Source organism: Pseudomonas sp. GW821-FHT02B10 (genome assembly GCF_059421865.1).
Genome location: NZ_JBWKVU010000019.1, coordinates 11841 through 24159, shown reverse-complemented (window position 1 = coordinate 24159; position 12319 = coordinate 11841). Strand labels below are relative to the sequence as shown.

Annotated in this window: 12 protein-coding genes; all 12 read right to left on the bottom strand. The window is 55.7% G+C overall.

Annotated features, from left to right (window positions below; genetic code table 11):
* On the bottom strand, positions 1-333 hold the full coding sequence (gene rplV / locus AC07VU_RS28730) for a 50S ribosomal protein L22 (RefSeq protein WP_003103908.1): 333 nt from the start codon (positions 331-333) through the stop codon (positions 1-3).
* Between the two features lie 13 nt (positions 334-346).
* Positions 347-622 carry a 30S ribosomal protein S19 gene (rpsS, locus tag AC07VU_RS28725; RefSeq protein WP_002555486.1) on the bottom strand — a complete coding sequence of 92 codons (276 nt, stop codon included), beginning with the start codon at positions 620-622 and terminating at the stop codon, positions 347-349.
* Between the two features lie 16 nt (positions 623-638).
* A complete protein-coding gene (rplB, locus tag AC07VU_RS28720) occupies positions 639-1463 on the bottom strand; it encodes a 50S ribosomal protein L2 (protein ID WP_007924198.1) in 825 nt (274 codons plus the stop codon).
* Between the two features lie 14 nt (positions 1464-1477).
* Positions 1478-1777, bottom strand: coding sequence for a 50S ribosomal protein L23 (rplW, locus tag AC07VU_RS28715; protein ID WP_002555488.1), 300 nt, complete (start codon positions 1775-1777; stop codon positions 1478-1480).
* A complete protein-coding gene (rplD, locus tag AC07VU_RS28710; RefSeq protein ID WP_007924200.1) occupies positions 1774-2376 on the bottom strand; it encodes a 50S ribosomal protein L4 in 603 nt (200 codons plus the stop codon). Before rplD ends, rplW begins: the two co-directional genes overlap by 4 nt.
* Positions 2377-2388: 12 nt before the next feature.
* Positions 2389-3024 (bottom strand): 50S ribosomal protein L3, encoded by a 636-nt coding sequence (gene rplC, locus AC07VU_RS28705; protein WP_007924205.1) that lies wholly within the window; start codon positions 3022-3024, stop codon positions 2389-2391.
* 80 nt (positions 3025-3104) lie between these two features.
* Positions 3105-3416, bottom strand: a complete 312-nt coding sequence (rpsJ, locus tag AC07VU_RS28700; protein WP_003186070.1) for a 30S ribosomal protein S10 — start codon at positions 3414-3416, stop codon at positions 3105-3107.
* Positions 3417-3556: 140 nt separating this feature from the next.
* On the bottom strand, positions 3557-4750 hold the full coding sequence (gene tuf, locus AC07VU_RS28695; protein ID WP_007924207.1) for an elongation factor Tu: 1194 nt from the start codon (positions 4748-4750) through the stop codon (positions 3557-3559).
* 30 nt (positions 4751-4780) lie between these two features.
* Complete coding sequence (gene fusA / locus AC07VU_RS28690) at positions 4781-6910, bottom strand: elongation factor G (RefSeq protein ID WP_007925960.1); 2130 nt, start codon at positions 6908-6910, stop codon at positions 4781-4783.
* A 30-nt stretch (positions 6911-6940) separates the two neighbouring features.
* Positions 6941-7411, bottom strand: a complete 471-nt coding sequence (gene rpsG / locus AC07VU_RS28685) for a 30S ribosomal protein S7 (protein ID WP_007925959.1) — start codon at positions 7409-7411, stop codon at positions 6941-6943.
* Between the two features lie 110 nt (positions 7412-7521).
* Positions 7522-7893 carry a 30S ribosomal protein S12 gene (gene rpsL, locus AC07VU_RS28680; protein WP_003186084.1) on the bottom strand — a complete coding sequence of 124 codons (372 nt, stop codon included), beginning with the start codon at positions 7891-7893 and terminating at the stop codon, positions 7522-7524.
* A gap of 198 nt (positions 7894-8091) precedes the next feature.
* Complete coding sequence (rpoC, locus tag AC07VU_RS28675) at positions 8092-12291, bottom strand: DNA-directed RNA polymerase subunit beta' (RefSeq protein WP_007925958.1); 4200 nt, start codon at positions 12289-12291, stop codon at positions 8092-8094.
* Positions 12292-12319: the final 28 nt, after the last annotated feature.

Genomic DNA, 12319 nt, shown 5'->3' with positions numbered 1-12319 from the left:
TTACTTGTCAGCAACCTTGACAGTGATATGGCAAGACCGCTTGACGATGCGATCAGCACGGCCTTTGGCACGTGGCATGATGCGCTTCAGCGAACGCCCTTCGTTGACGAAAACGGTGGAGACCTTCAGGTCATCAACGTCTGCGCCTTCGTTATGCTCGGCGTTGGCTACGGCCGACTCCAGCACTTTCTTCATGATCTCGGCGGCTTTCTTACTGCTGAAAGCCAACAGGTTGAGCGCTTCGCCCACCTTCTTCCCGCGGATCTGGTCGGCGACCAAGCGGGCTTTCTGGGCGGAGATTCGAGCGCCCGACAACTTAGCGGCTACTTCCATCGTTCCTTACCCCTTAACGCTTGGCTTTCTTGTCAGCCACGTGCCCGCGATATGTACGGGTACCGGCGAACTCGCCCAGTTTGTGGCCGACCATGTCTTCGTTCACGAGAACTGGAACATGTTGACGACCGTTATGCACAGCAATGGTCAGACCGACCATTTGTGGCAGGATCATGGAACGGCGCGACCAGGTCTTAACTGGTTTGCGATCGTTCTTTTCCGCCGCCACTTCGATCTTCTTCAGTAGGTGAAGATCAATAAAAGGACCTTTTTTCAGAGAACGTGGCACTGTCGTATCCCTCTATTTACTTGCGACGACGGACGATCATTTTGTCGGTACGCTTATTACCACGAGTCTTCGCGCCCTTAGTCGGGAAGCCCCATGGCGATACCGGATGACGACCACCAGAGGTACGACCTTCACCACCACCATGTGGGTGGTCAACCGGGTTCATGGCAACACCACGAACGGTTGGGCGAACGCCACGCCAGCGTTTGGCACCAGCTTTACCCAGCGAACGCAGGCTGTGCTCGGAGTTCGAGACTTCGCCCAGGGTCGCACGGCATTCAGCCAGGACTTTACGCATCTCACCAGAACGCAGACGCAGGGTCACGTAGACACCTTCACGAGCGATCAGCTGAGCCGAAGCACCAGCGGAACGAGCGATTTGTGCGCCTTTACCTGGCTTCAGTTCGATGCCGTGTACGGTGCTACCAACTGGAATGTTACGCAGTTGCAGAGCGTTGCCCGGCTTGATCGGTGCCAGAGCACCTGCGATCAGCTGGTCACCAGCGCTCACGCCTTTAGGGGCGATGATGTAGCGACGCTCGCCGTCTGCGTACAGCAGCAAAGCGATGTGAGCAGTACGGTTTGGATCGTATTCGATACGCTCGACAGTGGCAGCGATGCCATCTTTGTCGTTGCGACGGAAGTCGACCAGACGGTAGTGCTGCTTATGACCACCACCAACGTGACGAGTGGTAATACGGCCATTGTTGTTACGACCACCAGACTTCGATTTCTTCTCGAGCAGCGGTGCGTGAGGAGCGCCTTTATGCAGCTCCTGGTTGACCACCTTGACCACAAAACGGCGGCCAGGGGAAGTCGGTTTGCATTTAACGATTGCCATGATGCACCCCTTCCTTACTCAGCACTGCTGCTGAAATCGAGATCTTGGCCTGGCTGAAGGGAGATAACTGCCTTCTTCCAGTCATTACGCTTGCCCAGACCGCGAGCGGTACGCTTGCTCTTACCCAGAACGTTCAGGGTAGTAACGCGCTCCACTTTCACGCTGAACAGGCTTTCGACGGCCTTCTTGATTTCCAGCTTGGTTGCATCAGTAGCAACCTTGAAAACGAACTGGCCTTTCTTGTCTGCCAGAACCGTAGCCTTCTCGGAAACGTGCGGGCCAAGCAGAACTTTAAATACGCGTTCCTGGTTCATCCCAGCAGCTCCTCGAATTTCTTCACGGCCGACACAGTGATCAACACTTTGTCGTATGCGATCAGACTAACTGGATCGGAACCTTGCACGTCACGTACATCAACGTGTGGCAGGTTACGAGCAGCCAGGTACAGGTTCTGATCAACAGCGTCAGACACGATCAGAACGTCGGTCAGACTCATGTTGTTCAGCTTGCCCAGCAGATCTTTGGTTTTCGGAGTTTCAACAGCGAAATCCTGAACCACGACCAGACGATCAGTACGCACCAGCTCAGCAAGGATGGAACGCATTGCTGCGCGATACATCTTCTTGTTCAGCTTCTGGGAGTGATCCTGTGGACGAGCTGCGAAAGTGGTACCGCCGCCACGCCAGATTGGGCTACGGATAGTACCGGCACGAGCACGGCCAGTACCTTTCTGACGCCATGGGCGCTTGCCGCCACCGGAAACGTCGGAACGGGTCTTTTGCTGCTTGCTACCTTGACGGCCGCCGGCCATGTAGGCCACGACTGCTTGGTGAACCAGCGTCTCGTTGAATTCGCCGCCAAATGTCAGTTCGGAAACTTCGATCGCTTGAGCGTCATTTACATTTAATTGCATGTCAGCTTCCCCTTAACCGCGAGCCTTGGCCGCCGGACGTACAACCAGGTTGCCGCCAGTAGCGCCAGGAACAGCACCCTTGACCAACAACAGATTGCGTTCAGCGTCGACGCGCACTACTTCCAGGGACTGCACGGTCACGCGCTCAGCGCCCATATGACCGGACATTTTTTTGCCCTTGAATACACGACCAGGAGTCTGGCACTGGCCAATAGAGCCCGGGACGCGGTGGGAAACGGAGTTACCGTGGGTGTTATCTTGACCGCGGAAATTCCAACGCTTGATGGTACCGGCGAAGCCTTTACCTTTCGACTGACCGGTAACATCTACCAGTTGGCCAGCTGCGAAGATTTCTGCATTGATCAGATCGCCAGCTTGGTACTCGCCTTCTTCAAGGCGGAATTCCCAAACGCCACGACCGGCAGCAACGTTCGCTTTAGCGAAGTGACCTGCTTGAGCAGCAGTCACGCGCGAAGCACGACGCTCACCTACAGTGACTTGCACTGCACGATAGCCATCGGTTTCTTCAGTTTTGAACTGGGTGACGCGATTCGGCTCGATCTCAATGACCGTGACCGGAATGGAGACACCTTCTTCGGTGAAAATACGGGTCATACCGCATTTACGACCGACTACACCAATAGTCATGTTGTAAACCTCATGAGTGTACGGGGCTTTCACCCGCTATGGCCGCCCATTTCAGAGCGTTACACGACTAAGACCGAGTCTTAGCCGAGGCTGATCTGCACTTCCACACCTGCCGCAAGATCAAGCTTCATAAGAGCATCAACGGTTTTATCCGTTGGCTGGACGATGTCCAGTACGCGCTTATGAGTACGGATCTCGTACTGGTCACGCGCGTCTTTGTTGACGTGCGGGGAGACCAGAACGGTGAACCGCTCTTTACGGGTAGGCAGTGGAATAGGACCACGCACTTGAGCACCAGTACGTTTCGCGGTTTCCACGATTTCCTGGGTGGATTGGTCGATCAGGCGATGGTCGAAAGCCTTCAACCTGATACGGATTTGCTGATTTTGCATTGGATTTCAGACTCCAGGCTGCTATTCCCACCGGGCGCAATACGCCCGTTAAAAGGAGGCGCAATTCTATAGACGGCCCCACAGAGTGTCAACCCAATAAAAAAGCCCCCGCAAGCGGGGGCTTTTTCATGAGTCGTCGATTACTCGATGACTTTGGCTACGACGCCAGCGCCGACGGTACGACCGCCTTCACGGATAGCGAAACGCAGACCATCTTCCATCGCAATGGTTTTGATCAGAGTGACAGTCATCTGGATGTTGTCACCTGGCATTACCATTTCAACGCCTTCTGGCAGCTCGCAGTTACCAGTCACGTCAGTAGTACGGAAGTAGAACTGTGGACGGTAGCCTTTGAAGAACGGAGTATGACGGCCGCCTTCTTCTTTGCTCAGAACGTATACTTCAGCAGTGAACTTGGTGTGCGGCTTAACGGTACCTGGCTTAACCAGAACCTGGCCACGCTCAACGTCGTCACGCTTGGTGCCACGCAGCAGAACGCCGCAGTTCTCACCAGCACGACCTTCGTCCAGCAGCTTGCGGAACATCTCAACACCGGTGCAGGTGGTTTTCTGAGTGTCGCGCAGACCAACGATCTCAACTTCTTCCTGGATGCGAACGATACCACGCTCAACACGACCAGTTACCACGGTACCGCGGCCGGAGATCGAGAACACGTCTTCGATTGGCATCAGGAACGGCTTGTCGATAGCACGCTCTGGCTCTGGAATGTAGGTATCCAGAGTTTCTACCAGCTTCTTAACAGCGGTAGTGCCCATTTCGTTGTCATCTTGGCCGTTCAGAGCCATCAGAGCCGAACCGATGATGATTGGGGTGTCATCACCTGGGAAGTCGTAAGTGCTCAGCAGGTCGCGCACTTCCATCTCAACCAGTTCCAGCAGCTCAGCATCGTCCACCATGTCAGCCTTGTTCAGGAAGACAACGATGTACGGAACGCCTACCTGACGGGACAGCAGGATGTGCTCGCGAGTTTGTGGCATCGGACCATCAGCAGCCGAGCAAACCAGGATCGCGCCGTCCATCTGGGCAGCACCAGTGATCATGTTTTTGACGTAGTCGGCGTGACCTGGGCAGTCAACGTGCGCGTAGTGACGAATGTTCGAGTCGTACTCTACGTGCGCAGTGTTGATGGTGATACCACGAGCCTTTTCTTCCGGGGCGCTGTCGATCTTGTCGAAGTCAACGCGAGCCGAACCGAAAACCTCGGAGCAAACACGAGTCAGTGCAGCGGTCAGAGTGGTTTTACCGTGGTCAACGTGACCGATGGTGCCAACGTTGACGTGCGGTTTGTTACGTTCAAATTTTTCTTTAGCCACGACAGTGAACCTCTTGCCTAAAGGGCTGGATTAGCCTTGTTTTTTAACGAGTGCTTCGACGATATTCGACGGAGCTTCGGCGTACTTGGAGAACTCCATGGAGTAGCTCGCGCGACCCTGGGACATGGAACGAACGTCGGTCGCATAACCGAACATTTCACCCAGCGGCACTTCAGCACGGATAACCTTGCCAGAGACCGAGTCTTCCATACCCTGGATCAGACCACGACGACGGTTCAGGTCACCCATCACGTCACCCATGTAGTCCTCAGGGGTTACTACTTCAACCTTCATGATCGGCTCAAGAACTACGCCCTTGCCCTTCTCACGCAGCTGCTTGGTCGCCATGGAGGCCGCTACCTTAAACGCCATCTCGTTAGAGTCGACGTCGTGGTAAGAACCATCAAACACGGTAGCCTTCAGGCCGATCAGCGGATAGCCGGCGACAACGCCGTTCTTCATCTGCTCTTCGATACCCTTCTGGATTGCCGGGATGTATTCCTTCGGAACCACACCACCAACGACCTCGTTGGCAAACACCAGACCTTCAGTGATATTGCCTTTTTCGTCGACGTCTGCCGGAGCAAAACGGATCCAGCAATGACCGAACTGGCCACGACCGCCGGATTGACGAACGAACTTACCTTCAACTTCACAGCCGACGGTGATCTTCTCGCGGTAGGAAACCTGCGGCTTACCGATGTTGGCTTCGACGTTGAACTCGCGCTTCATGCGGTCAACGAGGATGTCCAGGTGAAGCTCACCCATACCCGAGATGATGGTCTGACCAGTCTCTTCGTCAGTCTTGACGCGGAACGACGGATCTTCCTGAGCCAGCTTGCCCAGTGCAATACCCATCTTCTCCTGGTCTTGCTTGGTTTTCGGCTCAACGGCCACCGAAATCACCGGCTCAGGGAAGTCCATACGCTCGAGGATAACCGGGCTAGCGGCATCACACAGGGTGTCACCGGTAGTGACGTCCTTCATGCCGATCAGCGCAGCGATGTCGCCCGCGAGCACTTCCTTGATTTCTTCACGCTGGTTAGCGTGCATCTGCACCATACGACCAACGCGCTCTTTCTTGCCCTTGACCGAGTTGATCACGGAGTCGCCAGACTGCAGCATGCCCGAGTAAACGCGCACGAAAGTCAGGGTGCCCACGAACGGGTCAGTAGCAATCTTGAACGCCAGAGCCGAGAACGGTTCGCTGTCGTCGGCGTGACGCTCGATTTTCGGAGCGTTTTCGTCGTCGATGTTGTCCGGATGGATACCCTGGATTGCAGGGATCTCGGTCGGAGCAGGCAGGTAGTCGATGACAGCATCGAGAACCAGCGGAACGCCCTTGTTCTTGAACGAGGAACCGCAGACAGCCGGAACGATCTCGCTGGCCAGGGTGCGCGCGCGCAGGCCTGCCTTGATCTCTTCGACAGTCAGCTCACCTTCTTCAAGGTACTTGTTCATCAGCTCTTCGTTGGCTTCGGCAGCAGCTTCAACCATGTTGGAGCGCCACTCGTTAGCCAGGTCCAGCATATCGGCAGGAATTTCTTCCTCGCGATAGGTAGTACCCTTGTCGTCGTCGTTCCAGTAGATAGCCTTCATCTTGATCAGATCGATCTGACCTTCGAAGTTATCTTCTGCACCGATAGCCAGCTGAACTGGAACCGGAGTGTGACCCAGACGGTTTTTGATCTGAGCAACAACACGCAGGAAGTTGGCACCGGCACGGTCCATCTTGTTCACGTAAACAACACGTGGAACGCCGTATTTGTTGGCTTGACGCCATACGGTTTCGGACTGAGGCTCAACACCGGAAGTACCGCAGAACACAACGACCGCGCCGTCGAGTACGCGCAGCGAACGCTCTACTTCAATGGTGAAGTCTACGTGGCCCGGGGTATCGATAACGTTTACACGATAGTTATCGTATTGGCCGCGCGAACCTTTCCAGAAGGTAGTTACAGCAGCAGAGGTAATGGTGATACCACGCTCCTGCTCCTGCACCATCCAGTCGGTGGTAGCAGCGCCGTCATGCACCTCACCCATCTTGTGGCTGAGACCTGTGTAGAACAGGATCCGCTCGGTAGTGGTAGTCTTGCCCGCGTCAACGTGGGCACAGATACCGATGTTACGGTAGCGGTTGATTGCTGTAGTACGAGCCATAAAGCCCTCGCAAAATGAATGATGCCGATATTAGAAGCGGTAGTGCGAGAAAGCCTTGTTGGCTTCAGCCATACGGTGTACGTCTTCACGCTTCTTAACTGCAGCACCCTTGCCTTCGGCAGCATCCAGCAGTTCGCCAGCCAAGCGCAGAGCCATAGACTTCTCGCCGCGCTTACGGGCGAAGTCTACCAACCAGCGCATTGCCAGAGCGTTACGACGGGACGGACGAACTTCGACCGGAACCTGGTAAGTAGCACCGCCAACACGGCGCGACTTCACTTCGACCAGCGGAGCGATGGCGTCGAGAGCTTTCTCGAAGATTTCCAGGGGATCGCTGTTCTTGCGTTCTTTAACTTTTTCCAGCGCGCCATAAACGATACGCTCGGCAACGGCTTTCTTGCCGCTTTCCATTACGTGGTTCATGAACTTGGCGAGGATCTGGCTTCCGTATTTCGGATCGTCCAGAATCTCACGTTTGGCTGCTACGCGACGTCTTGGCATGATAAGCCCTCAAACGGTCTTCAGGTTAGCTCGGGACAGTTGATCCAAAGGACTCGTGCCCGACCTTACTCTTATCGACTCAATAAAATAATTAACTGCAAAACGACCGATTACTTCGGACGCTTGGTACCGTACTTCGAACGACCTTGGTTACGACCTTTAACGCCGGAGGTATCCAGGGAGCCGCGAACGGTGTGGTAACGAACACCTGGCAAGTCTTTTACACGACCGCCGCGGATCAGTACCACGCTGTGCTCTTGCAGGTTGTGGCCTTCACCACCGATGTACGAGGAAACCTCGAAACCGTTGGTCAGGCGCACACGGCATACTTTACGCAGTGCCGAGTTAGGTTTTTTCGGCGTAGTGGTATACACGCGAGTGCACACGCCACGACGTTGCGGGCAGTTCTGCAGCGCAGGCACGTCGGATTTCTCGACGATACGCTTACGCGGCTGACGTACCAGCTGGTTGATAGTTGCCATCTACTAGCTCCACTGTTGTCTTTCGACATAAACAAAATGGCAGGGCGCAAGCCCCACCAAATTTAGGGGTACAAGAGTCTAAAGAGGATCTTGTCCCCAGTCAAGGCAAGGCCCCGGCCTCCCCTATCACGAACCCTGACAAAATCGTCTTGATTCGTGAGCGGAAAGCCAGGGCCCTATCTCAATCTACTGCAGACCTCAGTTACCGCTGGAGTTCAGCGCTTCGGTCAGTGCAGCTTCAACTTCACTTGCGCTTACGCGCAGAGGCTTGTCTGCATCACGGCGACGCTTACGCTCACTGTGATAGGCCAGGCCAGTACCAGCCGGGATCAGGCGACCCACGACCACGTTTTCTTTCAGGCCGCGCAGGTAATCGCGCTTGCCGGTTACCGCCGCTTCGGTCAGTACGCGAGTGGTCTCTTGGAAAGAGGCCGCCGAGATGAACGATTCGGTCGACAGCGACGCCTTGGTGATACCCAGCAGAACGCGGGTGAACTTGGCGACAAACTTGTCTTCGGTGTTCAGACGCTCGTTCTCTACCAGTACGTGAGTCAGTTCCATCTGGTCGCCCTTGATGAAGCTGGAATCGCCGGATTCAGCGATCTCAACCTTACGCAGCATCTGACGCAGAATGGTCTCAATGTGCTTGTCGTTGATCTTCACGCCCTGCAGACGATAAACGTCCTGGATCTCGTTCACGATGTACTTGGCCAGCGCACTCACACCCAGCAGACGCAGGATGTCGTGTGGATCGCTTGGACCGTCGGAGATAACTTCGCCGCGGTTTACCTGTTCGCCTTCGAAGACGTTCAGGTGACGCCACTTCGGAATCAGCTCTTCGTACGGATCGCTACCGTCGTTCGGGGTAATGACCAGACGGCGCTTGCCCTTGGTCTCTTTACCGAACGCGATGGTGCCGCTGACTTCAGCCAGGATCGAGGCCTCTTTCGGACGACGAGCTTCGAACAGGTCGGCAACACGCGGCAGACCACCGGTGATGTCACGGGTCTTCGAAGTTTCTTGCGGGATACGAGCGATAACATCACCGATCGCGATCTTCGCGCCGTCCGCTACACCGACCAGGGCGTTGGCTGGCAGGAAGTACTGAGCAATTACGTCAGTGCCTGGCAGCAACAGATCCTTGCCGTTGTCGTCGACCATCTTCACGGCAGGACGAATGTCTTTACCGGCAGCTGGACGATCTTTCGCGTCAAGTACTTCAATGTTGGTCATACCGGTCAATTCGTCAGTCTGACGCTTGATCGTGATGCCTTCTTCCATGCCCACGTAGGTCACGGTACCTTTCATTTCGGTAACGATCGGGTGAGTGTGCGGATCCCACTTGGCCACGATAGAGCCAGCGTCGACCTTGTCACCTTCTTTAACCGAAATCACAGCACCGTACGGCAGCTTGTAACGCTCACGCTCACGACCGAAGTCGTCAGCGATCGCCAGCTCGCCGGAACGGGACACTGCAACCAGGTGACCATCCACTCGCTCAACATGCTTCAGGTTGTGCAGACGGACGGTACCGCCGTTCTTCACCTGAACGCTGTCGGCCGCGGAGGTCCGGCTTGCCGCACCACCGATGTGGAACGTACGCATCGTCAGCTGGGTACCCGGCTCACCGATGGACTGAGCAGCGATAACGCCGACAGCTTCACCGATGTTCACCTGGTGACCACGAGCCAAGTCGCGGCCGTAGCACTTGGCGCAAATGCCGTAGCGGGTTTCACAACTGATCGGCGAACGCACGATCACTTCGTCGATGCTGTTCAGCTCGATGAACTCGACCCACTTCTCGTCGACCAGAGTGCCGGCAGGAACGATGACGTCCTCGGTACCTGGCTTGAATACGTCACGGGCAATAACACGACCCAACACGCGCTCACCCAACGGCTCTACAACGTCGCCGCCTTCAATGTGCGGAGTCATTACCAGGCCATGTTCGGTGCCACAGTCGATCTCGGTTACAACCAGATCCTGCGCCACGTCTACCAGACGACGAGTCAGGTAACCGGAGTTCGCAGTTTTCAACGCGGTATCCGCCAGACCTTTACGAGCACCGTGAGTCGAGATGAAGTACTGGAGTACGCTCAGACCTTCACGGAAGTTCGCAGTAATCGGCGTTTCGATGATGGAACCGTCCGGCTTGGCCATCAGACCACGCATACCGGCCAGCTGACGAATCTGTGCTGCGGAACCCCGCGCACCCGAGTCGGCCATCATGTACATCGAGTTGAAGGATTCTTGCTCGACTTCGTCGCCGTGACGGTCGATGACTTTCTCTTTCGAGAGGTTGGCCATCATCGCCTTGGAGACTTCGTCGTTCGCTTTCGACCAAAGGTCGATCACTTTGTTGTACTTCTCGCCCTGGGTTACCAGGCCGGAGGCGTACTGGCTCTCGATCTCTTTCACTTCGTCGGTGGCAGCACCGATGATGCGGGCTTTTTCATCCGGGATAACGAAGTCGTTAACACCGATGGAAACGCCGGAAATGGTCGAGTAGGCAAAACCGGTGTACATCAACTGGTCAGCGAAGATCACAGTCTCTTTCAGACCAACCACGCGGTAGCACTGGTTGATCAGCTTGGAGATCGCCTTTTTCTTCATCGGCAGGTTGACGACGTCGTACGACAGCCCTTTTGGCACAACCTGGAACAACAGCGCACGGCCGACAGTGGTATCGACGATACGAGTGTTGGTCACGCTGCCGCCATCACGGTCATTGACGGTTTCGGTGATCCGCACCTTGACCTTGGCATGCAGTGCGGCTTCGCCGGCACGGAATACACGGTCAACTTCCTGCAGGTCCGCGAACACACGACCTTCACCCTTGGCGTTGATCGCTTCACGAGTCATGTAGTACAGACCCAATACAACGTCCTGCGACGGAACGATGATTGGCTCACCGTTGGCTGGCGACAGGATGTTGTTGGTCGACATCATCAACGCACGCGCTTCCAGCTGGGCTTCCAGTGTCAGCGGTACGTGCACGGCCATTTGGTCGCCGTCGAAGTCGGCGTTGTACGCAGCACAGACCAGAGGGTGCAGCTGGATAGCCTTACCTTCGATCAGTACTGGCTCAAACGCCTGGATACCCAGACGGTGAAGGGTCGGTGCACGGTTGAGGAGCACTGGGTGTTCGCGAATCACTTCGGCGAGAACGTCCCAGACCTCTGGCAGCTCGCGCTCGACCATTTTCTTCGCGGCTTTGATGGTGGTGGCCAGGCCACGCATTTCCAACTTGCCGAAAATGAACGGTTTGAACAGCTCGAGAGCCATTTTCTTAGGCAGACCGCACTGGTGCAGACGCAGGGTCGGACCTACGGTAATTACCGAACGACCGGAGTAGTCAACACGCTTACCGAGCAAGTTCTGACGGAAACGACCTTGCTTACCCTTGATCATGTCGGCCAGGGATTTCAGAGGACGCTTGTTGGAACCGGTGATAGCGCGGCCACGACGACCGTTGTCGAGCAGTGCGTCGACGGCTTCCTGCAGCATACGCTTTTCGTTGCGCACGATGATGTCCGGAGCGGACAGATCCAGCAGACGCTTCAAACGGTTGTTACGGTTGATCACTCGACGATACAGATCGTTGAGGTCGGAAGTCGCGAAACGACCGCCATCCAGCGGGACCAGTGGACGCAGATCTGGCGGCAGAACCGGCAGAACGGTCAGCACCATCCACTCTGGCAGGTTGCCGGAACCCTGGAAGGCTTCCATCAACTTCAGACGCTTGGACAGCTTCTTGATCTTGGTTTCCGAGTTGGTTTGCGGAATCTCTTCGCGCAGACGGCCAATCTCGTGCTCCAGGTCGATAGCGTGCAGCAGCTCGCGGACAGCCTCGGCACCCATGCGGGCGTCGAAGTCGTCACCGAACTCTTCCAGCGCTTCGAAATACTGCTCGTCGTTCAGCAGCTGACCTTTTTCCAGGGTGGTCATGCCCGGATCGATAACGACGTAGCTCTCGAAGTAGAGAACACGCTCGATATCACGCAGGGTCATGTCCATCAGCAGGCCGATACGGGACGGCAGCGATTTCAGGAACCAGATGTGGGCAACCGGCGAAGCCAGTTCGATGTGCGCCATGCGCTCACGACGAACCTTGGCCAGTGCAACTTCAACGCCGCACTTCTCGCAGATCACGCCACGATGCTTCAAGCGCTTGTACTTACCGCACAGGCACTCGTAATCCTTTACCGGGCCAAAGATCTTGGCGCAGAACAGGCCGTCACGCTCAGGCTTGAACGTACGGTAGTTGATGGTTTCCGGCTTTTTAACTTCACCGAACGACCACGAACGGATCATCTCAGGCGAGGCCAATCCGATACGGATGGCGTCGAACTCTTCGACTTGACCCTGGTTTTTCAGCAAATTCAGTAGGTCTTTCAAGGCCTTTCCTCCTGGCGGAGCAGAGAGC

Coding starts and splice junctions, on each gene's coding strand:
- rpsJ (WP_003186070.1), bottom strand. CDS start 3,416: ATGCAAAATCAGCAAATCCGTATCAGGTTGAAGGCTTTCGACCATCGC.
- rplW (WP_002555488.1), bottom strand. CDS start 1,777: ATGAACCAGGAACGCGTATTTAAAGTTCTGCTTGGCCCGCACGTTTCC.
- rplV (WP_003103908.1), bottom strand. CDS start 333: ATGGAAGTAGCCGCTAAGTTGTCGGGCGCTCGAATCTCCGCCCAGAAA.
- rpsG (WP_007925959.1), bottom strand. CDS start 7,411: ATGCCAAGACGTCGCGTAGCAGCCAAACGTGAGATTCTGGACGATCCG.
- rplD (WP_007924200.1), bottom strand. CDS start 2,376: ATGCAATTAAATGTAAATGACGCTCAAGCGATCGAAGTTTCCGAACTG.
- rpsL (WP_003186084.1), bottom strand. CDS start 7,893: ATGGCAACTATCAACCAGCTGGTACGTCAGCCGCGTAAGCGTATCGTC.
- fusA (WP_007925960.1), bottom strand. CDS start 6,910: ATGGCTCGTACTACAGCAATCAACCGCTACCGTAACATCGGTATCTGT.
- rplC (WP_007924205.1), bottom strand. CDS start 3,024: ATGACTATTGGTGTAGTCGGTCGTAAATGCGGTATGACCCGTATTTTC.
- rplB (WP_007924198.1), bottom strand. CDS start 1,463: ATGGCAATCGTTAAATGCAAACCGACTTCCCCTGGCCGCCGTTTTGTG.